Below are 23,413 nucleotides of genomic sequence, written 5' to 3'. Positions count from 1 at the left end.
TCGGAGAACGGACCGGTGCCAACGTAGCAATCACATCCGACACTCCAGTAACACAGGTGTTCGATCGCCCGGAACACACGAAGGGCCACCCGCGGGAACGGGTGGCCCTGAGGGAGGTACCGGCTCAGGCGAGCTGGGCCTGCCACATCCAATGCGTCTGCTCGAGACCGGCGGTCTGGGCGATGAGCAGGTCCTGCGTGACCGGGTCCGCCTCGTCCGTCGCCGCGATGCGCTCGCGCAGGCGGCCGATGACGGCCGAGAGGTTGTCGGTGATCGACGCGACGACCTGCTCGTCCTTGGTCCAACCCGCACCGAACCCCTTGGTGCCCGAGTCCTGGGCGACGGTCGTGGCCCGTCCGTCCGGGCTGACGCCGATCGCCGTGAGCCGCTCCGCCACCTCGTCGGTGTAGGTCCGGGCGGCCGTGACGATCTCGTCCAGGGCGAGGTGCAGGCTGCGGAACTGGGGGCCGACGACGTTCCAGTGCGCCTGCTTGGCGATCAAGCTCAGGTCGATCATGTCGACCAGGGTGTCCTGCAGAGCATCCCCCGCGATCTTCTGCTGGTCCGGATTCAGCGTGCTGGTGATGGGTCCGGTCATGATCCGAGCTCCTATCGGTGTCGATGTGCCTCCCGGCGGCGACGGACGTCGCGCCGGTCGTACTTCGGACATACTGCCCTGTTTCAACGCCCGAGGCGGTGGCCTGGTTCCCTGCGGCCGCAGGCAACGAAGTGGACACGGGACTCCCTGTTCTCGGAGTGTCCGTGGCGGCCGTGCCCCCGCGGGCGGATGATGGAGGAAGAATCCGCACCGAGGGAGGACAAAGAGATGCAGACGGTCGTCGTGTGGATACTGGCCACCCTCCTCTACTGGTGGGGCTTGCTCTGACGCGCGGTCAGGCCCGGCCCGACCGGACACCCTCCTCGATCTTCTTTCCGAGGTCGGTGTCGACATTCGACCAGTATTCGAAGATCCGGCCGTACAACGCCTCCGAGGTTCCGCCGAGGATGTGTCCGACGATGTTGCCCACCAGCCGCTCCCGAGCGGCGTCGTCGAGCACCTCGCGCACGAGCGTGCCGGCCTGACCGAAGTCGTCGTCCTCGGCATGCCGGACGTAGCCGGCCCGTACCGCCTCGGTGCCGAACTCCCACAGACCTTCGTCGCCGGCGAGCTGCGGGTCGGCGTGCGGGCCGCCGAAGCTGTTCGGCGCATACACCGGGGTGCCCGGGTCGTTGAACGAGTACCGCATGGCGCCGTCCTGCGAGTACGAGTTCACCTCGTTCTTCGGCGCGTTGACCGGCAGCTGCGCGTGGTTCGCGCCGATGCGGTAGCGGTGCGCGTCGGCGTAGGAGAACACCCGGCCGAGCAGCATCTTGTCCGGCGACAGTCCGATGCCCGGCACGATGTTCGACGGCGCGAACGCGGCCTGCTCGATCTCGGCGAAGAAGTTGCGCGGGTTGCGGTTCAGCGTCCAGGTGCCGACCTCGATCAGCGGGTAGTCACGCTGGGACCACACCTTGGTCAGGTCGAACGGGTTGAAGCGATACCCCTCCGCCTCGGCCACGGGCATGATCTGCACCTTCAGCGTCCAGCTGGGGAACTCGCCCCGCTCGATCGCGTCGTGGAGATCGGCGCGATGGTAGTCCGGGTCGGTACCGGCGAGCCGGTCGGCTTCGGCCTGGGTGAGGAACTCGATGCCCTGGTTCGTCTTGAAGTGGTACTTGACCCAGAACCGCTCCCCTTCGGCGTTGACCCACTGGTAGGTATGGGAGCCGAAACCGTCCATGTGGCGCCAGGTTCGGGGGATGCCCCGGTCACCCATCAGCCACGTCACCTGGTGCGCGGTCTCGGGACGCAACGTCCAGAAGTCCCACTGCATGGTGTGGTCGCGCAGTCCCGAACCGGGCAGCCGCTTCTGGGAGTGGATGAAGTCGGGGAACTTGATCGGGTCCTTGACGAAGAACACCGGGGTGTTGTTGCCGACGAGGTCGTAGTTGCCGTCCCCGGTGTAGAACTTCACCGCGAATCCGCGCGGGTCACGCCACGTGTCGGGACTGCCCTGCTCCCCGGCCACCGTCGAGAACCGCACGAGGGATTCGGTTCTCGTGCCGGGCTGGAACAGCTTCGCCGCGGTGTACGCACTGACGTCGTTCGTGACGACGAGTTCGCCGAACGCGCCGCCGCCCTTGGCGTGCACGACGCGCTCCGGGACCCGTTCCCGGTTGAACTGGGCGAGCTTCTCGATCAGGTAGTGGTCGTGCAGCAGGATGGGGCCCTGCGTTCCGGCGGTGAGCGATTCGTCGTCGCTCGCGACGGGGATACCGACGCCGGTCGTGGTGGGGCGGGGATTCGTCATGGTGATCCTCCTGGGGAAGGGTGCCCGCCACACCACCGCGGGATGCGGTGGTGGCGGAGGGAAAAGCGTTGCTGAACTAGGATTCTCGACAATCGGGGCACAGACCCCAGAACGTCACTTCGGCCTCGTCGACGGCGAATCCGTGATCGTCCGAGGGCACGAGGCACGGGACCGCTCCGACGACGCAGTCGATATCGGTCACCGCGCCGCAGTTGCGGCACACCAGGTGGTGGTGGTTGTCGCCGATCCTGGTCTCGTACCGGGCGGGTGAGCCGGCGGGTTCGATGCGGCGCAGTAGCCCGGCCCCGACACACGCCTTGAGCACGTCGTACACCGCCTGCGTGGAGACGGAGCCGAGTTCGCTCCGCACCGCGACCGCGATCTCGTCCGCATCGGAATGCGGGTGCGCGGCAACCGCGCCGAGCACGGCAACGCGCGGAGCAGTCACCCGCAGACCCGCGGCGCGCAGTTGCGCCGGGATGTCGACAGGCTCGTCCGTTCGGTGCATGACCCCAGTATGCCCCTTTTCTGGAATAGGTCAAGAAAATGGGCGAGATCGGTGCGAGCACGATCCTCCGATTCCACACAACGGACCCCTCGGTGCGGTCTACCCTGCTTCTCAGCCCACCGGAAGAGGTCCGCCATGCGCACCATCCCGATTTCTCGCGCCTCCGGGATCGCGATCGCGGCCGGCACCGCGCTCACCCTGCTGCTCGGCTGCTCCAGCGGTTCCGACTCGGAGTCGGAGCCCTACTCCTACGGGCCCACCGTCGATGTCGGCGACGGCACTGCACGGACCTATGTCGAGTCGGGCGACGACGGCACACCCCAGGCGATCGGGCTGCGCTTCTCGGCGACGGCACTCGACGGGCTCGCCGACGCCCTCGAGGTGCACACGCTCGAGTTCCCGGCCGAGGCGGACGAGACGGCCTTCGACCACCTGACCCTGGACTGGAACCCGCACGGGCACGAACCGGTGGGATTGTTCGACCAGCCCCACTTCGACATCCACTTCTATATGATCCCCGCCGAGAAGGTCGACGAGATCGACCCGGCCGCACCGGGATACGCCGAGTCGGCGGCCAACATGCCCGAACCACGGTACATGCCTGCGGACTACGTTCCCGCCGGCCCGCCGGAGGTGGCACTCGTCCCGCAGATGGGGATGCACTGGGTCGACGGCACCCTGCCGATCGCACCCGGACAGTACGACTTCACCCAGATCCTCATCGAGGGATCCTGGGACGGCGAATGGACATTCGTCGAACCGATGATGACCCGTGAGTGGCTGCTCACCCGGCCCACCGTCGACGAGCCGGTGAAGCAGCCGGAGGCCTATCAGCAGAGTGCGTACTACCCCACCACCTACTCGGTGAGCTTCGACGACCGGGAGCAGGAATACGTCGTCGAACTCGGTGGACTCACCATGCGAGAGGAGTCGTGACAGTGGTGCATCTTCGCACGTTCGCGGTGCTCGGAGTCGTCGGTGCGACGGCGACGGCGACAGCACTCGTCCTCGGCTCGGCGGCCGGAGCCCAGAGTTCCACGGCCCTCGACGGCCCGCCGCACCCGGTCGGCAACGGATCGGCCCACACGTACGTCACCGTCGGCCCCGACGGCACTCCCACCGCGATCGGCGTCCGCCTCGACGCGGCCGCACTCGACGGCCTCACGAGCGGTCTGCTGCCCACCACCGAGGCCTACGTCCTCGACGTGCCCGCCGGGGCGCCGGACACCGTCGTCGACCACGTCACGCTGGACTGGAACTCGCACGGCCACAATCCGGAGCACGGGTTCGACCAGCCGCACTTCGACGTGCACTTCTACCTCGTGGACACCGCGACGGTGGAATCGATCCACCCGTTCGTCCCCGGTTATCTCGAACGGGCCGCGAAGCTGCCAGACCCGAAGTATCTGCCGGAAGGCTACGCACCGTCGGACCCCCAGCCGATTCTCGGCACCGTCGCCAAAATGGGACTGCACTGGCTCGACACCACCGAGCCGCACGGGCACTTCACGGAAACGGTCCTGCAGGGTTCGTGGGACGGCCGGCACATCTTCATCGAGCCGATGATGACCAGGGACTGGCTCGCCTCCCGGCCCGACCTGCACGAGGACCTGCGCCAGCCGAGCGCGTACCAGCAGTCCGGCTACTACCCCACCACCTACTCCGTGACGTGGGACGACGCGGCCGGGCAGTACGTCGTCGAGCTCGGCGGGCTCACGATGCGCGAGGCGTCGTGAGCCCGGCGCCGCCCGTCAGCGCACCGTCCGGGCCGGCCCGATGCTCATCCGGCCCGAGGTGATCACGATGCCGTGGTGTGCCCCCGGCAGCAACCACTGCCCGAGCGTCGGGCCCTGCGCCTCGACGCGGACCCGCGCGTAGCGGAACCGCCCTCGCAGCCGCGCCGTGGCCCGGGCCTGACTGCCGTCCGGTTCGGGCTGGGCGAATGCCAGTCCGCCGACGATCGGCAGTTCGGGACCACGCGGGGACGCGTCGGTGTCCACCTTCCACGTGTGGCCCGTGGCCGAGAACCGGCCGGTGACGTCGCCGTCGAACGAGGCGAGCACCTTCGGCAGGTGCCAGTGCTCGCGGCCGCCGTGCACGGACGCCTCGGAGTCCACGGCGATGAACGGCACCGCCATCGCCGGGATCAGGCCCGGGCGCAGGACGGGACTGGCGAGCACCTCACGGTAGGGACCGACGGGCGAGTCGAGATAGTCCACCACCATCGCGAGGGTGAACGGCAGGGTCCGGCCACCGGGGCCGAACTGCGCCGCCCCCGGCGCACTGCGATGCCACCACAGGGCGGCGCGCGCCTGCGCCGACCACGGGGGTGGCGCGGATGTCGGCCAGTCGGTGCGTTCGTCGGTGCTCTCAGGCACGCTCCACAACACGGGCGGCCTCCTCTCGTCGGACTGGATGGATCGGCAGGCGCAGCGCCCCGGGTGCGGAGTCCGGAACGCTGGGACGCACCGGCTGCACGGCGGTGACCGGCACGTACCCGGAGCCGGGCGCCGGACGCGGGTCGGCCTCGCCCTTGTTGGGCCACAACGCCATCGCCCGCTCGGCCTGCGCCGTGATGGTGAGCGACGGGTTCACGCCCAGATTGGCACTGACGACGGATCCGTCCACGACATGCAGACCGTCGTGACCGTGGACGCGCAGGTAGGGGTCGACGACACCGGACTCGGGCGAATCCCCGATCACGCAGCCGCCGAGGAAGTGCGCGGTCATGGGAATGTCGACCAGGTCCGCGATCGATCCGCCCGCGTCGCCGTCGATCCTGTCGGCGACCCGCCGGATCGCCTCGTGACCCACCGGGATCCACTCCGGCGGCGGCGCACCGGGTCCGCGGCGGCTCGTGAGCCGGCGCCCGAAGAACCCGCGCTTGCTCGTCAGTTCGAGCGAGTTGTCGTCGGTCTGCATGACCAGCGCGATCACGGTCCGCTCGGACCAGCGCCGCACCGACAGGCTGCGCAGGAACGCCGCCGGATTACGGGCCGCCACGGCGAAGAACTTCGCCAGCCGCGGTGTCCGGCCGCCACCGTCGACCAGCAGGGCCTGGAGGAGTCCGATAGCGTTGCTGCCCTTGCCGTATCGCACCGGTTCGATGTGGGTGTGGTCGTCCGGGTGGAAGGAGGCGGTGATCGCGATACCCCGGGAGTAGTCCACGCTGCGGTCCTGCGCCGTCGCGGCGAGCACCGCTTCGGAGTTGGTGCGCACCACCGTGCCCAGCCGCGGCGACAACCGCGGCAGCGCACCGGTCTCGCGCATCGCGAGCAGCAGCCGCGACGTGCCGTAGGTGCCGGCGGCGAGCACCACCTGGTCGGCGGTGTACACGTCGTGGCGCTTGCGGATCCGGTTCGTGCTGCGGGTGCGGACCTCGTATCCGCCGCCGGCGCGCGGGCGGATCCCGGTGACGGTGGTGAGCGGGTGGATCGTCGCACCGGCCTGCTCCGCGAGGTACAGGTAGTTCTTCACCAGGGTGTTCTTCGCCCCCACCCGGCAACCGGTCATGCAGCCGCCGCACTCGGTGCAGCCGGTCCGGTCCGGGCCGGCGCCGCCGAAGAACGGGTCCGGGACCGTCTGCCCCGGCTCGCCGAAGAACACCCCGACCGGCGTGGTGGTGAACGTCTCCCCCACCCCCATCTCCTCGGCCACCGAACGCATCACGTCGTCCGCGGGGGTCGTCAGCGGATTCGGGCGCACCCCGAGCATCCGCGCCGCCTGCTCGTAGTACGGTCCGAGCTCGGCCTGCCAGTCGGTGATGTGCCCCCACTGCGGGTCCTGGAAGAAACGGGCGGGCGGCCGGTAGAGGGTGTTGGCATAGTTGAGCGATCCGCCGCCGACGCCTGCGCCCGCCATGACCAGGACGTCGGGCAGCAGATGGATGCGCTGCACGCCGTAGCAGCCCAGCGCCGGCGCCCACAGGTACTTGCGCAGCCGCCAGCTGGTCTTCGGGAGTTCGTCGTCGGCGAACCGCCGGCCGGCCTCGAGGATGCCGACGCGGTAGCCCTTCTCGGTCGCGCGCAGCGCGGCGACACTGCCGCCGAAGCCGGAGCCGACGACCAGTACGTCGTAATGGGTGATGCCGCAATCCTTTCGGCCGCGGGGCGGGCGAGGTAGTTCTCGGGGTCGAACTGCCGGGTCCGGGCGCGGTACCGCCAGGTGAACGTAGGCCACATCACCGAGTTACGGCCCTTGCGGTCGAGGTACCAGCTGTCGCAGCCGCCCGCGTTCCACACCGTGCCCGCGAGGGCTGGATCGAGTTCGGCGTTGTAGGTGCGCTGCGCGCCCGCGGTCACCTCGACGGCGGACAGATCCCGGGACCTCATGGCGCGCAATGCATCCGCGATGTAGGCGGCCTGCGACTCGAGCATGTACACGATCGAGCTGTGACCGAGGTTGGTGTTCGGCCCGTACATCAGGAAGAGGTTGGGGAAACCGTGGACCGCGATGCCCAGATAGGCGCTGGGGCTGCCGTTCCAGGTCTCGGCGAGGGTGCGGCCGTCGCCGCCTCGGATGTGCTGGGCCACCGGTGGTTCGGTGACGGTGAAGCCGGTACCGAAGATGACGGTGTCGACCTCGTACTCGTTGCCGGCTTCGTCGACGACCCCGTTCTCGGTGAGGGCGGTCAGCCCGGACGCCACGACGGTGACGTCGGGCCGGGTGATCGCCGGGAACCAGTCGTTGGACAGCAGGATCCGTTTGCACATGATCCGGAACTTCGGGGTGAGCTTCGCCCGCAGCTCCGGATCGGCGACCTGCCTGTCGAGCACCGACAGCGCCCGGCGCTCGAACAGCGGCACGAGCCACCGGCGTGCGAACGGGCGTGTCATCCCGACGACGTACGTCTCCTTCTGCCCGTAGACGGCCGCGCGAACGACCTTCTGTGCGAGCGGGAAACGCCGGTAGAGGGCCCGCACCGGACGCGCGATGGTGTGGTCGTGCTTGGGCATGACCCACGAGGCGGTGCGCTGGAACAGTGTCAGGTGCCCGACGGTGTCGACGATGGCGGGGACGAACTGGATCGCGGAGGCGCCGGTGCCGATCACGGCGACGCGCTTGCCGGTCAGGTCGTAGTCGTGGTCCCACTGCGCCGAATGGAACATCTTGCCGCGGAACGATTCCAGTCCCGGCACCTTCGGCAGGGTGGGGGTGGACAACGCGCCGGTCGCCGAGACGAGCACCTCGGCGGTGAGGTCACCACGCGACGTCGACACCATCCAGCGGGCGCTTTCGTCGTCCCATTGCGCGTCACGCAGTTCGCACCCGAACATCGTCCGGTCGGTGACGCCCTGCTCCTTCGCGACCCGGCGCAGGTAGGCGTAGATCTCCTCCTGGGTACCGTGAGCCTTCGACCAGTCCGGTTCGGGCGCGAAGGAGAACGAGTACAACGCGCTCGGCACGTCGCAGGCCGCACCCGGGTAGGTGTTCACGCGCCAGGTGCCGCCGACGTCGTCGCCTCGTTCGATCACGAGGACGTCGGCGCGCGGATCCTCGCGCAGGAGGGTGGCGGCCATGCCGATGCCCCCGAAGCCCGCCCCGACGACGAGCGTGTGTACGTGCGGCGGGAGGGTCTCGATGCTCACTTCATCACCAGTTCCTTCCAGACCGGGAGCAGCCGCTCCCGGATCTCACGATCCGATTCGGGGGTACGCATCAGGGCGGCGACGGCAAGTCCGCGAGCGAGTTCGATGCTCAGGTCGATCTCGTCGGGCCCCATCCGGTCACCCATGATCTCCAGGCAGCCGACCCGCAGCGCATCGGAGACCTTGCGCTCGAGGGGGATCACCGCCTCGTGCAGGGCGGGATCGGTCCGCGCGGCCACCCACAGCTCGAGCGCGGCATGGAACAGCGGCCCGCGGAACGCGTCGGTGAGGACGTCGAGGCCCCGCTCGGGGTCCGGGCTCGCCTCGAGAATCTCCGTCAGGCGCTTGTCCACGAGGTGTTCGACCGCGGCGACGACGAGTGATTCCTTGGTCGGGAAGTGATGCAGTTGCGCGCCCCGGGACACCCCGGCCCGCTTGGCGATCACCTGCGTGGTGGTGCGTGCGTAGCCGAGCTCGACGAGCGAGTCGACGGCCGCGTCGAGGAGTTTCGCCCGGGTCACGGCGGTGCGCTCGGCCTGCGTGCGCCCGGTGCCCGTGGATGTGGTTCGAGTCACAGAACGGACGGTAACAGTCAATGAACAAACAGTCCAGACTGCTTGCAAATAACCGGCGGGCCGGCGTCACTCCAGCTGGCGGGCGTAGCCACCCAAAAGCAACTGGAATTCAACCGTTGACTATTTCAATCGTTATTGGTCTACTGTGATCTGCGCGACAAACGTCGCAGAAGGAGGACCGCCGTCTCCATGAGTGCCGTGTCGCTCGACCGCACCGTCTACGAATCCGACCACGACGCGTTCCGCGAAACCGCGCGACGCTTCGCCGAGCGCGAGGTCGCACCGCACCTCGAGGAGTGGGCCGCCACGGGCCGCGTCGATCGTGAGCTGTACCGGCAGGCCGGCAAGCTCGGCCTGCTCGGGGTCGCCGTGCCGGAACGGTTCGGCGGCGGCGGCATCGACGACTTCCGGTTCGGGGCCGTGCTCATCGAGGAACTCGCCCGCGCCGGCGCCCAGGCCGTCACCATGGGGCTGTCGGGATTCAACGACCTGGTCGCGCCGTACTTCACGGCCCTCGGCACCGACGAGCAGAACCACCGCTGGCTCGCCCCGATGGTCGCCGGCGAGACGATCGGCGCGATCGCGATGACCGAGCCCGGCACCGGCAGCGACCTCGCCGCCGTCACCACCACGGCGATCCCCGACGGCGACCACTTCGTCCTGAACGGCAGCAAGATCTTCATCTCCAACGGCATCCTCGCCGACACGATCATCGTCGTCGCAAAGACCGATCCCGCCGCCGGGAAGAACGGGGTGAGCCTGCTCGTCGTCGAGGACGGCATGCCCGGCTTCACGAAGAACGGCCCGCTCGACAAGGTGGGCCTGTCCGCCCAGGACACCGCCGAGCTGGTGTTCGACGACGTCCGAGTGCCCCGGACCCACCTCCTCGGCGAGGAGAACAAGGGCTTCGGCTACCTACGGCACAACCTGCCGCAGGAGCGGCTGAGCATCGCGGTGACGTCCATGGCCCTGATGACCCGAACGTTCGAGACGGCGTTGCGCCACGCCACCGACCGCAGGGCGTTCGGGCAGCGCATCGCCGACTTCCAGGCCAACCGCTTCTACCTCGCCGAACTGGCCACCGAGATCGAGGTCGCCCAGGTGTTCGTGGACCGCTGCATCCTCGACGCCGCCCACGGACGCCTCGACGAGGTGACGGCGGCGATGGCGAAGTGGTGGGTCACCGAGCTGCATCTGAAGGTCGTGCACCGTGCCGTGCAACTGCACGGCGGCTACGGCTTCATGAAGGAGTACGACGTCGCCCGCGACTATCTGGACTCCCGGGCCGGGACGCTCTACGGCGGCACCACGGAAATCATGAAGGAGATCGTCGGCCGCAGGCTCACCCGGCCGTAGCCGCTTCGATCCAGAACATCCTGAAATTCCCAGGCATCGAGGAGATCCCGTGCTCAACCAAGGTACCGGTACGTGGCCGCGCCGACGCGCCCGGCAGGCCCCCGACGCGGTCGCGCTCGCCTTCCGCGGCACCGGCGTCACCTACCGCGAACTCGACGAGCGGGTCACCCGGCTCGCCCACGCCCTGCGCGCCCAGGGTGTCGGCCCCGGGGACCGCGTCGCGCTGCTGTCGGCGAACCACCCCGCCTATCTCGAAGTGCTGTTCGCCGCCGGTCTGCTCGGGGCGGTGTTCGTGCCGCTCAACGCCCGGCTGACCACCCCCGAGGTGGAGTACTGCCTGGCCGACTCCGGCAGCATCGTCCTGGTCCATTCCGCCGCCCTCACGGACGTCGCCGACGCCGCCGCGACCGCGGCCGGCACCACCCGGCGCGTGGTCCTCGACGGTGCGCCCGACGACCGGGCCGTCGGCTACGAGGAGATCGTCGCGGCCGCTCCCACCGACCGCCTCGACCTCCCGGTCACGCACGAGGACCCGTGCTTCATCATGTACACCTCCGGCACGACGGGCCGGCCCAAGGGTGTCGTCCTCACCCACGGGAACGTGGTGTTCGCGGTGATGAACCCGATCGTCGACCTCGACTTCCTGTCCGACGAGGTGGCTCTCGTCGCCGCACCCCTGTTCCACACCGCCGCATTGAACTTCGTCGCCCTGCCCACCCTGCTCAAGGGCGGCACCGTGCTCATCGAGGAAGGCTTCGAGCCGGGCCGCATCCTCCACCTGATCGAAACCGAAAGAGTCACCTACTCGTTCGGGGTGCCCACGATGCTCGACGCGATGAGCGCCCACCCGAACTGGGACCGCACCGACCTGAGTTCGATCCGACGCTGGATCGTGGCGGCCGCACCGGTTCCGCCGCGGACCCTGCAGACCTACACCGCCCGCGGCGTCCGCCTCTGCCAGGGATACGGGCTGACCGAGACCGGTCCGGGCGCGCTGATCCTCACCCCCAAGGACGCCGAGCGCAAGCTCGGCACCGCGGGCGCGCCGCACTTCTTCACCGACGTGCGTGTCGTCGACCCCGACGGCACCGAGGCCGCCCCCGGAGAACGCGGCGAGATCCAGATCTCCGGCCCGAACGTGATGCAGCGCTACTGGAATCGACCCGACGCCACCGCCGACGCGTTCACCGGCGACGGCTGGTTCCGCTCCGGCGACGTGGGGGTTCCCGACGAGGACGGCTTCGTCACGATCGTCGACCGGCTCAAGGACATGATCATCTCGGGGGGCGAGAACATCTACCCCGCCGAGGTGGAGGCCGCCATCCTCGACCTGCCCGGCGTGCTCGGCTGCGCCGTCTTCGGTGTGCCCGACGAGAAATGGGGCGAGGTCGGCCGGGCCGCGGTCACCCTCGCCGACGGCGTCACCCTCACCGAGGAAGAGCTGTTCGCCTTCCTCGGCGAGCGTCTCGCCAAGTACAAGATCCCCACATCGCTCCTCGTTCTCGACGAGATCCCCCGCAACGCCACCGGAAAGGTCCGCAAGGACACGTTGCGCGAGCAGTACGCCCACTGACCCGACCGCCACTGCAGGAGCCCCCATGACTGTCACCGCATCCGCGGACATCACTGCGGCCCAGAGGAAGAAGGAAGTTCGACGCGTCGTGCTGTCGAGCTACCTGGGCAGCACGATCGAGTTCTACGACTTTCTGCTCTACGCGACCGCGGCAGCGATCGTCTTCGCCCCCGTGTTCTTCTCGGACCTGTCCCCGCTCGCCGGGACCATCGCGTCGATGGGCACGTTCGCCGCGGGCTACCTCGCCCGCCCCTTCGGGGGCATCGTCTTCGGGCACTTCGGCGACCGGTACGGCCGCAAGTCGATGCTGCTGATCTCGATGACGGTCATGGGCGTGGCCTCGTTCCTCATCGGCCTCGTCCCACCGGCGTCGGCGATCGGATCCTGGGCCGCGATCATTCTCGTGCTGCTGCGCGTGTGCCAGGGCATCGCCGTCGGCGGCGAGTGGGGCGGGGCGGCACTCATGTCCCTCGAGCACGTCGGCGGGCGGGGACGCGGCTTCGCCGCGGCGTTCACCAACGCCGGCGCACCCACCGGTTCGCTGCTCGGCACCCTCGCCCTGGCACTGGTGGCGCTGCTGCCCGAGGACGACTTCCTGTCGTGGGGCTGGCGCATCCCGTTCCTGCTGTCCGCGGTGATGCTGGCCGTCGGCCTGTTCGTCCGGGCCCGGGTTTCCGAGAGCCCGCTGTTCCGGGAGGCGATGGCCAAGCAGGTCGAGGTCGATGCCGCCGCCGTGGACCGGCCCACCCCGCCGATCCTGAGCATCCTGCGCCGGCCGCGAAGTCTGCTGCTCGTCGCCCTGGGCTGCATGGCCAGCTTCGGGATCCAGACCATGTTCACCACCTTCGCCATCGGGTACGCATCCCACTCCGGGGTGACCCGATCGCAGGCGCTGATGGCGTTCGCCGTCTGCCAGTTCGTCGCGATCTTCACCCTGCTCGGATTCGCCCGCCTCTCCGACCGCGTGGGCCGGCGCCCGGTGATGCTCTTCGGCCTCGGCGCGTTCGTCGTGCTGATCGTGCCGATCCTGGCGCTGCTCTCGTCCGGCAACGTCGCGCTGGTGACGCTCGGGTTCGTGCTCGGCTTCGGCGTCTGCCAGTCCGCGACGTACGGTCCGATGGCCGCTTACATCGCCGAGCAGTTCGGCACCGCGGCCCGGTACACCGGCGCCTCGCTCGGCTACCAGGGCGCGACACTGCTCGGCGCGGGCTTCACGCCGGTGATCCTCGCGTCGCTGCAGGCGGCCGCCGGCGGCGGCACCGGACTGGTCGCGGCGTTCATGATCGGTCTGGCAGTCCTGAGCGCGGTGTTCATCCTCCTGGCGAAGGAGAGCAAGGACCGCGATCTGAGCACCTACGAGCACTGATACGCGAACCCCGAGGGCGCGCAGGGAAATCCCTGCGCGCCCTCGGGGTTTCCGACTCCGGTCAGCGCCGCACCGGCCGGTGCTCCGGATACGCCCGCGCCGAGGTCTCCACCGCCGTGGGGAACGGCTCGAACGCCGCCTCGAGCGGCCGGATATTCGGGTGCGTACCGCCGGCTCCGCGACCACAATGGGACGGCAACGACGAAGGAGACGAAATGGTGCAGCCACGGTCCCGGGAGTTTGCGCAGGTAGACGTGTTCGCCGCCGAACCGTATCGGGGAAACCCCGTCGCGGTGGTTCTCGACGGCGCCGGCCTCCCGGACGAGGCGATGGCGCAGTTCGCGGCGTGGACGAACCTGTCCGAGACCACGTTCGTCCTTCCCCCGACGACCGCCGGGGCCGACTACCGGCTCCGCATCTTCACTCCGGCCGCGGAGATCCCGTTCGCCGGTCACCCCACCCTCGGCTCGGCGCAGGCGTGGCTCGAGGCCGGCGGGGTGCCGAACAGCCCGGGTCTGCTCGTCCAAGAGTGCGGAGCCGGACTCGTCGCACTGCGCCGCGGCGACGAGTCCCTGGCATTCCGGGCTCCCGAACCGGTCCGTCGCGGCGACCTCGACGACGAGCACCTGGCCCGGATCGCGCGGGGGCTCGGGATCGACCGTGCGCGAATCGTGGCGCACAACTGGGTCGACAACGGACCCGGCTGGGCCGCGGTCCTGCTCGGGTCCGCGCAGGAGGTGCTCGACCTCGAACCCGACGACCAGCACATGCGCGATCTCATCCTCGGCGTCGTCGGTCCCTACCCGCCGGGATCGCCGCTGCAGTTCGAGGTGCGCGCCTTCGCGGCGCCCGTGGGCGTCAGGGAAGACCCGGTGACGGGCAGCCTCAACGCCGGCCTGGCCCAGTGGCTGATCGGTGCCGGCCTCGCGCCGGCCGACTACCGGGCGAGTCAGGGCACTCGCGTCGGCCGCCGCGGCATCGTGACCGTGCATTCGTCCGGCGGCGAGGTGTGGATCGGAGGACGCAGCACGACGTGCATCCGGGGCGCCGTGCACCTGTAGGGCACCGGTCTCGGGACGGGGTCTCCCGTCGTCTCCGTGCGACTACGCCGACAGCGCTCGGGCCAGATCGTCGGGGACCGGCATCGGCGTGGTCAGTCCGGCGGCGACCCGTCCGATGTTGCCTTCGGGATACCGGCCGGTCATCGAACCGGGGGCAGCCACGAGGATCCGCACGACCTGCCCGAAAGCCTCGCGGCGGTCACGGCAGCGCAGGGCCAGGGCGAGCATCGCGGCGTGGTTGCAGGTGTGCAGCCACGGGTCCGGCTGCGAGAGGATGTGTGCGCGTTCGAGATGGCGCCACCGCTGTTGCGGGTCGACGGCGGTTCTCGACGCCGTCATCTCCTGTCGGTAGAGGGCTCGGGCAGTGGCACCGATACGAGGCATCATCGATCCTTCGGTTCAGGAGGGGTTCGGCAACAATCGCATTCGGATCCGCAGCAGCATTCCGGCGCGTCATCGGTCACCACTGCGGGTACTGGACAGCAGGTTCGGCCCCTCCAGGCTTCGAGTCCTTCCCGCACCGCGAAGACCGCAATGACGAGTGCCGCGACCGGATCGGCCCACGACAGACCGAATGCGCTGTTGAGTACCAGCCCGATCAGCAGCACGGCCGAGAGGTACGTGCACAGCAGCGTCTGCTTCGAATCGGCCACGGCGGAGGCGGATCCGAGTTCGCGCCCGGTACGCCGCTGAGCCCAGGACAACACGGGCATGATCACCAGGCTCGCCGCGGCCAGCGCGATCCCGACCGGCGAGTGCCGGGCTTCGCCGATCCCGAGCAGCGATCGGATCGAGTCGACGCCGACATACAGGGCGAGCCCGAAGAACGAGAACGCGATGATCCGCAGCGTGGCCTTCTCGCGGGCTTCCGGATCTCGGCCGGCGAACTGCCAGGCCACCGCGGCGGCGGAGGACACCTCGATCAGCGAATCGAGCCCGAACCCGATCAGCGCCGTCGACGACGCCCGCGCGCCCTCGGTCAATGCGACGCTCGCTTCGACGATGTTGTACGCGATCGTCGCGGTCACCAGCAGCCGGATCCGTTTCGTGAGCACGGCCCTGCGCGGCGCCGACGGCGCGGGGGCGTGTGGCCGCGCGGACATCAGCAGCAGTCCTCGGCCGCGGCGGCGGGACAACACGAGGGGTCCACCGTCAGGACCAGGTCGAGCAGGTCGTCGAGTGCGTGCCCGATCCGGCGATCGGCGAGTTCGTAACGATTGCGCCGGCCTTCGGGCACCGCGACGACGAGACCGCACCCACGCAGGCACGCCAGGTGGTTCGAGAGGATCTGCCGGCTGACGCCGATCGCCTCGGCCAGTTCCGAGGGATAACCCGGGCCACGCCGCAGGGTCAGCAGAATCCGTGTCCGGGTCGGATCCGAGAGGGCATGACCGAACCGGGACAGCGCGTCGTGATGCTCCACCGTCTCCACGACCTCGAATGTACATCGAATCCTGTATTCAGGAAATGATGTATCGAATCGCCGTCCGCGAGGCAGTACCGGCCGGCGCGCCGCCGCTAGACTCGGCGGCCACATGCCGACCGCAGCCGAGGACGGGTGATGGACACTCTCGCGCGTTACGTCGAACTGTTCGTGCCGATGCTCTGGCTCGGAATGGTGCTCGCGATCTCCTTCCTGGAGGCGCCTTTGAAGTTCCGGGCGCCGGGGATCACCATCCCGCTCGGACTCGGCATCGGGCGCCTGGTGTTCCGGGCCCTGAACACGGTCGAGGTCGTTCTCGCCGTCGCGCTGATCGTCGCGTGCCTGATCCTCTCGCCGGGCACGACGGGCTGGGTGCTGCTGCTGGTGACCGTGGCCGTGCTGGCGGTGCAGGTGGCGGTGGTCCGGCCGCCGTTGACACGCCGGTCGAACCGCGTCCTCGCCGGCGAGGACGTGCCCCGCTCGAACGCGCACTACGCGTACGTGGCACTCGAGATCGCCAAGGTCGCCTTGTTGATCGCGCTCGCGATCGTGCTCGCCGGCGCCATCGTCTGATCCCGGCGGACGATCGCGCCCCACGGGGCCGTCACGTCGTATGCCCGCCTTGCCTCCGGCACGGCCCTACAGTAGGAATCGAGGAGCTCATCGCCGTCGACGCTGCCGGCGTCACGGAGCCGAACACGAGGGGGCGTACCGATGCCTGTGACAGCCACTGTTCACCGGCCGGTGCGCGCGGCGAGTCTGCGGTCGCGTCGCCCTCGTCCCACCGAGGCGCCGCGAGGGCGCAGGAGGTAATCCGACAATGGCGGACACTTCGGTTCGCGACCTGCCCCCCGCGCTCGGGAACGAGGACCTGGCGCGGCTGCTGGACGGACGCCGGCCGGCGGTGTTCCTCGACTACGACGGAGTACTCACCCCGATCGTGTCGCGACCCGAGGACGCTGTGATCTCGGACGGTATGCGTACCGTCGTCCGAGATCTCGCAGCACGGTGCCCGGTCTGCGTCGTGACCGGCCGGGACCGGGCGGTGGTGCAGCAGCTGATGGGCGTCGACGACCTCGTGGTGGCCGGCAGCCACGGCTTCGACATCTGGACTCCGCAGCGCGGCTCCGTCTCCGACGACCGCGTGGCCCGGTTCGCGGACCTCGTCGCCGCGGTGACCGAGCGGCTCCGCGCCGAGATCGGGACGATCCCGGGTGCGCTGGTGGAGCCGAAACGCGCGTCGGTCGCAGTGCACTACCGGCTCGTCGACCCCGCGGACCGGAATCGGATCGAGGCGGTCGTGCAGACCCTGCTCACCGAGCATCACGGCGAACTGAAGGTCACCCCGGGAAAGATGGTGTACGAGCTCGCGCCCGCCATCGACTGGGACAAGGGCCGGGCCGTGCTGTACCTCGTGGACGTTCTCGGTCTCGACTCCGCCGACACGGTACCGGTGTACCTGGGCGACGACATCACCGACGAGGACGCCTTCCGGGCGTTGCGCGGGCGGGGGATCGGCATCCTCGTGGGCCGGCCGGACGATCCGGAGATGGCGGGCCGGACCACGGCCGCCGAATTCGCACTCGCCTCCGTCGACGAGGTGGAGCGCTTCTTGACCACACTGGCGCGGTGATCGGGGGCCACGCCCAGGGACATCCAGGGGGACGTCGTGCAGGACCCGAAGTTCGAACTCGACTACGACCGGTTCGACAGCGCGTCGGAGGGACTGCGAGAGGCGCTGACCTCCACCGGCAACGGCTACTTCTGCACGCGCGGCACCGCCGAGTGGGAGGACATGAGTCCCATCCACTACCCCGGCACGTACGTGCACGGGATCTACAACCGCGAGACCACCATCATGGGCGGCCGCCCGGTGCTGAACGAGGATCTGGTCAACGTCTCGAACTGGCTGGTCCTCAAGCTTCGCATCGAAGGCGGGGACGCCGTACGGCTCGACGACGTCGACGTGCTGTCCTACCGGCACACCTACGACATCCGCCTCGCCACGGTGAAGCGCGAGGTGCGATTCCGGGACCGGTTCGGGCGGGAGACCACCCTGCGGAGCCGTCGCTTCGTGAGCATGGCCCAGAGCCATCAGGCCGGGATCGAATGGACGCTGGTCCCGGAGAACTGGTCCGGGACGGTGGAGGTGGTCTCGGCACTGGACGGCCGCGTCACGAACCAGATCGTCGCCCGCTACCGGCAGCTCGAGGGCCGCCATCTGGATCCGGTGTCCCCGCGTACCTTCGGCAACGAGACCATCGCGCTGCGCGTGCAGACCCGCCAGTCCGACATCTACATCGCCGAGGCCGCCCGTACCCGGGTCTTCCGCGGGGAGGGCTACGACGGCGGACCGCTCGAGGTCGACCGCTCGCTGTACCAGATGGAGGACTACATCCAGCAGGTGCTCTCCTTCGACGTCGAGCAGGGCCGGCCGACGCGCGTGGAGAAGATGGTGTCGCTGTTCACCTCCCGGGACAATGCGATCACCGAGGCGCTGGCCGCGTCCGGCCGGCACGTGCTGCGGTACCCGGACTTCGCCCCCGCGTATGCCGAGCACGAAGCGGCGTGGGACGAACTGTGGGACATCTGCGACGTCCGGCTGCCCAGCGAACCGCGTGCCGACCTCCTGCTGCGGCTCCATGTCGCGCACGTGCTGCAGGTCTGTTCCCGGCACACGGCGCGGCACGACGTCGGCGTGCCGGCACGTGGACTCAACGGAGAGGCGTACCGGGGGCACGTGTTCTGGGACGAGATGTACATCCAGCCCTTCCTGAACCTGCGGATGCCGGAGGTGACCCGGAGCCTGCTGCTCTACCGGTACCGCCGGCTGTCCGAAGCCCAGGCCGCGGCCGAGGAGGCCGGGTACCGCGGCGCGATGTTCCCCTGGCAGAGCGGCAGCGACGGCACCGAGGAGACCCAGGCCGTCCATCTCAATCCCCTTTCCGGGCAGTGGGATCCAGACCTCAGCCGGAATCAGCGGCACGTCAACGCGGCGATCTTCTACAACGTGTGGCGCTTCCTGCAGGCGACCGACGACACGGAGTTCCTGGCCGACTACGGCGCCGAGCTCATGCTCGAGATCGCCCGGTTCTGGGCGTCGGTGGCCCACTACAACTCCGAGCGCGAACGCTACGAGATCCACGGTGTGATGGGGCCGGACGAGTTCCATGAGCGCCACCCCGGCGCGGCCGAGGCCGGCCTGCGCAACAACGCCTACACCAATGTCATGGTGGCCTGGATCATGGCGACGGTTCCGGCGGTGCTCGGCTCGCTCTCGTCCAGCCGGCGCGGCGCCCTGCTCGCCCAGCTCGCGGTCACCGACGAGGAGCTGCACACATGGGACGACATGAGCCGGCGGATGTTCGTGCCCTTCCACGAGGGCGTCGTCAGCCAGTTCGAGGGTTACGACGAACTCGAGGAACTCGATTGGGAGCACTACCGCGCCGCATACCCCGACATCCAGCGGCTCGATCGCATCCTCCGGGCGGAGGGCGAGGATCCGAACCGGTTCAAGATGGCCAAGCAGGCCGACACGGTGATGTTGTTCTTTCTGCTCGACGACGACGAACTGCACGCGACGTTCGAGCGGCTGGGCTATCCGTACGACCGGGAGCTGGCCCGGCGCACCATCGAGTACTACGACCAGCGGACCTCACACGGGTCGACGCTCAGCCACGTCACCTTCGCCGGAGTGCTCGCCGACATCCATCCGCCCAGCTCGTGGGAACGCTTCATGCTGGCACTCGAGAGCGACGTCAGCGACATCCAAGGTGGAACCACCAAGGAGGGCATCCACATGGGCGTCATGTCCGGCACGCTCGACCTGCTGCAGAGCAGCTTCGTCGGCGCCCGGGTCTACGACGGTGTGCTGCTGTTCCGGCCCCGCCTCGTGGACCGGCTCGACGGCGTGTCCTTCTCGATCCGGTTCCGGGGCACCCCGCTACGGGTACGCATCGTGGGTGGCGAACTGACCGTGCTGGCCCAGTCCGAGGGGTTCCACGGACCCGTCCGGGTGGGTCTCGACGGTCAGGTCTGCGAACTCGGCGCCGGGGAGAGTTGTGTGTTCACCCTGCCCACCCAGGAACCGTCGATGCCCTGAGCACCGCCCAACCGTTGTGGCCGAATGTCACATGCGGTCGATCCAACGGGCTGTTGCGAAATCGCCGAGGGTCCGCGACCGCGAACCAAAGCGCCGGTCCCGGGGCGGGGTCTCCCGCCCCGGGACCACCGCCTCACACAGCGGCCGGCAACCCGCCCCCACCCACCGCAGCGAGGATCTTGCCGATGTTGTGCACCGCGGCATGAAAACTCCACTCACCACGGGCACGGACCAGTCCCCGGCCGGTGAACCGCCGAAAATTCAGATTGTGTTTGGCATGCCCGAACGGAGTCTCGGCAATGTGAGAACGCTTGCGGTAGGTGGCGATTCCCTCCTCGGTGCGCAACCGGTGGGCCATCACCTCGACCGGTGAAGCCTCGACCGGCGCCGGCCCAGACACCGGTGTGTGCCGGGCCGCGTGTTCGAGGTGGCGGGCCTTGCCGCGGGCGATCAACCGGTCCGGTCCCGGCGCGGTGATGTTGGCTTCGGAGAAGTACCCGGCATCGGCGAGCAGCATCCCGATCCCCTCGCCGTCGGTGCCGTCGGTGCCGTCCGTATCGGCGGTGCCGGTGGGGCGGGCAGCGATGATCGACCCGGCAGCGGCCACCGCCGCCTGCATCATCGGCACGAACGTCGGCGCATCGGTGGGATTGGCCGCCACCGACACCGCCATGATCAGCCCGTCACCGCTGGTCACGGCCTGACAGTTGAACCCCTGCACCCAGCCGCCACCACGCAACGGTTGCAACCCGGACTCCGGGTCGGTGGTGTTGACCACCCGCTCGGGCCGGCCCTCGGTGTCGGCATCGGCTCGTGCCGCCGCGACCGCAGTCGCCGCCGCCGCTGCGGCGGTGGCACGAGCCAGACGTGCCCGGGCCTTGATCACCTTCGGGTCCTGCCCGGCCGGCCGGATCACCCAGCCACCGTATCGGTGGCCTTTCGCTGCCGCTTCGGCCCGCCGCTGCTCGTACCGCCGAACTTTCGCGGCATGGGCAGCCAGGGTCTTCTCCAACGCCAGTTCCGCTGCCGCGACCGCCGCCGAGGCGGGCGGGGCACCCATCGGCATCTGCCCGCCGCGGGCCTGCTCGAGATACAGACGGGCCGAGGTGTCCTTGTCGGCCCGGGCCTGCTCGTCGGCGGCGCGGGCAGCGTCGAGTGCGGCGATCGCCTCGCTGATCCGCGCTGCCCGTGACCGGGGGTCGGTCAACGCCGGTGGGACCGAACCGGGACCGCGGTCGCCGTGATCGTGGGGTTCGTCTTCGGCGGCATCGGTGGCCGCATGCGCGGCCACCGCTGCCGCCGCCACTGCTCGGGCGTGGGCGGCGGCTTCGGCCCGCACCGACGATTCGGTGCGGTTGGCGCCGGCCGAGGCGTTGGAGGCGATCTTGACCGAGTCCAACGCGATGGTCTCCAGCCGGCCCAGTCCCAGGGCTGCAGCCAGCAGCAGGACCTGGGTGAACAGGTCTTCGCAGGCGGTGGCGTGGGTTTTGCGGAACCGGGCGATCGTCACGTGATCGGGGATGTCCTGGGCGCAGATCACCCGGTAGGCCACGTCCTCGGTGCACAGCCGTTCGATGCGGCGGGAGGAGCGTTCCCCGCGGGACCAGGCCCACACCAGCAAGGTGAGCAGCATGTCCGGGTGGTAGCCGGCACGGCCGGCGCCACCGGTCTTGGCGGTCCGATGGAATGCGGTGGTGTCGATCCGGTCGATGATGTCGATGACCGTCCACACGGGATGGTCGGTGCCGAGCCAGTCGCGCATGTCCGGGGGGATCAGGAACTGCTGGTCACGATCGACGGGTCGATATCCTTTGGCCACCAACGGATTCTACACGAAACCGCAGGTCAGCCCCGCCGTGACATGACGGGGCCGACCCACGATTCTGCAACAACCCCCCAACCGACCGAATGTGACATTCGGTCACCGGCGCCGGCGTCCTACGGCAACGAGCGGCGCATCAGTTCGGCGACGCTCCGGTCGTACGCGACGAGCGTGACGATCTCGACGGCGGTGCGGGCGGAGGTCAGCGCAGTGACCGCCTGCCGGATCGCGTCCTCCCTCGGCCAGCCGTAGGCACCGGCGGAGATGAGCGGGAACGCGACGGTGCGGGCGCCGAGGGTGTCGGCGACGGCGAGACTGCGGGTGTAGGCCGACCGCAGCAGGTGCGAGCGGTCCTCGTGGGGCGAGTAGAGCGGTCCGACGGTGTGGATCACCCAGCGCGCCGGGAGTTTTCCGGCAGTGGTGGCCACCGCCGCACCGACGTCCAGACCGTTGGGCAGGGTCGTCGCGCGCAGGGCCTTGCAGGCGGCGAGGATCTCCGGACCGCCGGCGTGGTGGATGGCGCCGTCGACGCCGCCGCCGCCGAGGAGGGAGGACTTGGCGGCGTTGACGATCGCGTCGACGCGCTGGGCGGTGATGTCGCCGTGGACGACGTCGATGAGGGTCACGACTGCTCCTGGAACATGGTGGGACGAGCGGGGACGGCGACGGGACGACCGTATCCCTTGCGGGCGGCCGCCGTGGCCAGGCGGGTCAGGTCGTGCGCGGTGTACCCGGGCCAGCCGTGCAGGATGCGCCGCCAACGATCCGGGACCGCCGAGGCGCCCCAGCGAGCGCCAAGCAGTCCGCCCGCGATGGCGGCGGTCGTGTCGGTGTCACCGCCGGCGCGGACCGCGGCCTCGAGGGCACGCTGCAGGTGCCCGGCGTCGGAATCGTCGGTCGTGCTGATCGCCCACCACGCGGTCTGCAGCGCGTGGACGGTCCATCCGTTGTTCGCGAAGTCGTCGGGCGAGCCGCGCTCGGCCCGATCGAGCAACGGGCCCCAGTACTCGGCGACGTCGGCGGGGCAGACCTGCAGGTATCCGCGGACACCGTCGAAGGTGCCGTGCAGGACGGCGTGGCGGATCGCGTACGTCCACAGCCGGCAGGCCTGGACCACCCGGGGGTCGTCGTGGGTCAGCCGGGCCACCTCCCCCGCGGCGACGAGCGCGACGTCCGTCCCGCCCGCGCCGAGACAGGACAATGCGACGGGGGCGGTGCGCATGAGAGCGCCGTTGCCGCCCTTGCGGCCGGGAAGGGCGCGGGCGCGGGCCTGCATCGCGGCGCCGCCGGCGGGACGATGCGAGAGCACCGCGCGGGTCTGGTTGCCGATGTCCTTCGGGTCCGAGTCGAACCAGCGCACGAACTGCGCGGCCACCGCGTCGAGACCGGCGGCGCTGCCGAGGTCGACGCCCGTGGCCGCGACCTCGGCGACGGCGACGGTCATCGCGGTGTCGTCGGTCCACTCCCCCGGTTCCCACCCGAACACGCCGCCGCCGACCATGCCGATCTCAGCGTCCGCCGCGGGGTGAGTGAATTCGTAGCCGGCGCCGAGGGCGTCCCCGGCCGCCGTCGCCACCAGCAGCACCCCCACCGCTCGGTCGCACTGTCGTGTCGTCAATGCCATCGCTCGTCCCACCCTTCGATCAAATCTGCGCTATCAGCTTAGATCATGTCCGAGCTAAGCT

The 23,413-nt window shown here is 69.5% G+C and carries 21 protein-coding genes and 1 pseudogene; 9 read left to right on the top strand and 13 right to left on the bottom strand.

Going from position 1 to position 23,413, the window contains the following annotated elements; all coding sequences use genetic code 11:
- Nucleotides 1-124: 124 nt before the first annotated feature.
- The 3 genes from QNA09_RS26750 to QNA09_RS26740 form a co-directional block, all read right to left on the bottom strand.
- Nucleotides 125-598, bottom strand: a complete 474-nt coding sequence (locus tag QNA09_RS26750; protein WP_010594995.1) for a Dps family protein — start codon at nucleotides 596-598, stop codon at nucleotides 125-127.
- A 295-nt stretch (nucleotides 599-893) separates the two neighbouring features.
- Entirely contained in the window at nucleotides 894-2,354 is a 1,461-nt protein-coding gene (locus QNA09_RS26745) for a catalase (protein WP_048774222.1), read from the bottom strand.
- Nucleotides 2,355-2,430: 76 nt separating this feature from the next.
- On the bottom strand, nucleotides 2,431-2,862 hold the full coding sequence (locus QNA09_RS26740) for a Fur family transcriptional regulator (protein ID WP_010594993.1): 432 nt from the start codon (nucleotides 2,860-2,862) through the stop codon (nucleotides 2,431-2,433).
- Nucleotides 2,863-2,997: 135 nt separating this feature from the next.
- On the opposite strand from QNA09_RS26740, the gene QNA09_RS26735 reads away from it, so the two are divergent.
- A complete protein-coding gene (locus QNA09_RS26735; RefSeq protein WP_017681208.1) occupies nucleotides 2,998-3,798 on the top strand; it encodes a DUF5602 domain-containing protein in 801 nt (266 codons plus the stop codon).
- A gap of 2 nt (nucleotides 3,799-3,800) precedes the next feature.
- The gene (locus QNA09_RS26730) at nucleotides 3,801-4,598 is read left to right on the top strand and encodes a DUF5602 domain-containing protein (RefSeq protein WP_017681207.1); all 798 of its coding nucleotides are present in this window, start codon (nucleotides 3,801-3,803) and stop codon (nucleotides 4,596-4,598) included.
- Between the two features lie 15 nt (nucleotides 4,599-4,613).
- On the opposite strand, the gene QNA09_RS26725 is transcribed toward QNA09_RS26730, so the two are convergent.
- The 4 genes and pseudogenes from QNA09_RS26725 to QNA09_RS26710 all read right to left on the bottom strand — a co-directional run bounded on the left by QNA09_RS26725 (nucleotide 4,614) and on the right by QNA09_RS26710 (nucleotide 9,025).
- Entirely contained in the window at nucleotides 4,614-5,240 is a 627-nt protein-coding gene (locus QNA09_RS26725) for an acetoacetate decarboxylase family protein (RefSeq protein WP_017681206.1), read from the bottom strand.
- On the bottom strand, nucleotides 5,233-6,948 hold the full coding sequence (locus tag QNA09_RS26720; RefSeq protein WP_017681205.1) for an FAD-dependent oxidoreductase: 1,716 nt from the start codon (nucleotides 6,946-6,948) through the stop codon (nucleotides 5,233-5,235). Before QNA09_RS26720 ends, QNA09_RS26725 begins: the two co-directional genes overlap by 8 nt.
- Nucleotides 6,948-8,450, bottom strand: a pseudogene (locus QNA09_RS26715) (flavin-containing monooxygenase); the annotation flags it as partial. The pseudogene QNA09_RS26715 and the gene QNA09_RS26720, both read right to left, overlap by 1 nt.
- Nucleotides 8,447-9,025 carry a TetR/AcrR family transcriptional regulator gene (locus tag QNA09_RS26710; protein WP_017681203.1) on the bottom strand — a complete coding sequence of 193 codons (579 nt, stop codon included), beginning with the start codon at nucleotides 9,023-9,025 and terminating at the stop codon, nucleotides 8,447-8,449. The gene QNA09_RS26710 and the pseudogene QNA09_RS26715, both read right to left, overlap by 4 nt.
- A gap of 189 nt (nucleotides 9,026-9,214) precedes the next feature.
- Between QNA09_RS26710 and QNA09_RS26705 the strand changes: the two genes are divergently transcribed.
- The 4 genes from QNA09_RS26705 to QNA09_RS26690 all read left to right on the top strand — a co-directional run bounded on the left by QNA09_RS26705 (nucleotide 9,215) and on the right by QNA09_RS26690 (nucleotide 14,381).
- On the top strand, nucleotides 9,215-10,381 hold the full coding sequence (locus QNA09_RS26705) for an acyl-CoA dehydrogenase family protein (protein WP_040273637.1): 1,167 nt from the start codon (nucleotides 9,215-9,217) through the stop codon (nucleotides 10,379-10,381).
- Between the two features lie 49 nt (nucleotides 10,382-10,430).
- Nucleotides 10,431-11,954 (top strand): long-chain fatty acid--CoA ligase, encoded by a 1,524-nt coding sequence (locus tag QNA09_RS26700; protein ID WP_040273635.1) that lies wholly within the window; start codon nucleotides 10,431-10,433, stop codon nucleotides 11,952-11,954.
- 25 nt (nucleotides 11,955-11,979) lie between these two features.
- Nucleotides 11,980-13,320: an MFS transporter gene (locus QNA09_RS26695; RefSeq protein ID WP_119699351.1), complete on the top strand. Its 1,341-nt coding sequence runs from the start codon at nucleotides 11,980-11,982 to the stop codon at nucleotides 13,318-13,320.
- Nucleotides 13,321-13,535: 215 nt separating this feature from the next.
- Nucleotides 13,536-14,381: a PhzF family phenazine biosynthesis protein gene (locus QNA09_RS26690; protein WP_119699350.1), complete on the top strand. Its 846-nt coding sequence runs from the start codon at nucleotides 13,536-13,538 to the stop codon at nucleotides 14,379-14,381.
- Between the two features lie 42 nt (nucleotides 14,382-14,423).
- On the opposite strand, the gene QNA09_RS26685 is transcribed toward QNA09_RS26690, so the two are convergent.
- Genes QNA09_RS26685 through QNA09_RS26675 form a run of 3 tightly spaced genes read right to left on the bottom strand, consistent with a single transcriptional unit; the run spans nucleotide 14,424 to nucleotide 15,813 of the window.
- Nucleotides 14,424-14,765 (bottom strand): DUF3703 domain-containing protein, encoded by a 342-nt coding sequence (locus tag QNA09_RS26685; protein ID WP_010594981.1) that lies wholly within the window; start codon nucleotides 14,763-14,765, stop codon nucleotides 14,424-14,426.
- Nucleotides 14,765-15,484 carry a cation diffusion facilitator family transporter gene (locus tag QNA09_RS26680; RefSeq protein WP_010594980.1) on the bottom strand — a complete coding sequence of 240 codons (720 nt, stop codon included), beginning with the start codon at nucleotides 15,482-15,484 and terminating at the stop codon, nucleotides 14,765-14,767. Before QNA09_RS26680 ends, QNA09_RS26685 begins: the two co-directional genes overlap by 1 nt.
- Complete coding sequence (locus QNA09_RS26675; protein ID WP_010594979.1) at nucleotides 15,484-15,813, bottom strand: helix-turn-helix transcriptional regulator; 330 nt, start codon at nucleotides 15,811-15,813, stop codon at nucleotides 15,484-15,486. The genes QNA09_RS26680 and QNA09_RS26675 overlap by 1 nt, the downstream gene beginning before the upstream one ends.
- Before the next feature lie 129 nt (nucleotides 15,814-15,942).
- On the opposite strand from QNA09_RS26675, the gene QNA09_RS26670 reads away from it, so the two are divergent.
- The 3 genes from QNA09_RS26670 to QNA09_RS26660 all read left to right on the top strand — a co-directional run bounded on the left by QNA09_RS26670 (nucleotide 15,943) and on the right by QNA09_RS26660 (nucleotide 19,906).
- A complete protein-coding gene (locus tag QNA09_RS26670; RefSeq protein WP_017681197.1) occupies nucleotides 15,943-16,377 on the top strand; it encodes a hypothetical protein in 435 nt (144 codons plus the stop codon).
- A gap of 247 nt (nucleotides 16,378-16,624) precedes the next feature.
- Complete coding sequence (gene otsB / locus QNA09_RS26665; protein ID WP_010594977.1) at nucleotides 16,625-17,437, top strand: trehalose-phosphatase; 813 nt, start codon at nucleotides 16,625-16,627, stop codon at nucleotides 17,435-17,437.
- 36 nt (nucleotides 17,438-17,473) lie between these two features.
- Nucleotides 17,474-19,906, top strand: a complete 2,433-nt coding sequence (locus QNA09_RS26660) for a glycoside hydrolase family 65 protein (protein WP_119699349.1) — start codon at nucleotides 17,474-17,476, stop codon at nucleotides 19,904-19,906.
- A gap of 133 nt (nucleotides 19,907-20,039) precedes the next feature.
- On the opposite strand, the gene QNA09_RS26655 is transcribed toward QNA09_RS26660, so the two are convergent.
- From QNA09_RS26655 to QNA09_RS26645, 3 genes are all read right to left on the bottom strand, one after another.
- Nucleotides 20,040-21,668: a transposase gene (locus QNA09_RS26655; RefSeq protein WP_228287210.1), complete on the bottom strand. Its 1,629-nt coding sequence runs from the start codon at nucleotides 21,666-21,668 to the stop codon at nucleotides 20,040-20,042.
- A gap of 176 nt (nucleotides 21,669-21,844) precedes the next feature.
- On the bottom strand, nucleotides 21,845-22,354 hold the full coding sequence (locus QNA09_RS26650; RefSeq protein WP_010594975.1) for an O-acetyl-ADP-ribose deacetylase: 510 nt from the start codon (nucleotides 22,352-22,354) through the stop codon (nucleotides 21,845-21,847).
- Complete coding sequence (locus QNA09_RS26645; protein ID WP_248957463.1) at nucleotides 22,351-23,352, bottom strand: ADP-ribosylglycohydrolase family protein; 1,002 nt, start codon at nucleotides 23,350-23,352, stop codon at nucleotides 22,351-22,353. The genes QNA09_RS26650 and QNA09_RS26645 overlap by 4 nt, the downstream gene beginning before the upstream one ends.
- Nucleotides 23,353-23,413 lie beyond the last annotated feature (61 nt).

The sequence above is a fragment of the Rhodococcus sp. AH-ZY2 genome, assembly GCF_030916465.1.
Lineage (GTDB): Bacteria > Actinomycetota > Actinomycetes > Mycobacteriales > Mycobacteriaceae > Rhodococcus > Rhodococcus ruber.
This window is presented reverse-complemented; position numbering and strand designations above follow the sequence as displayed.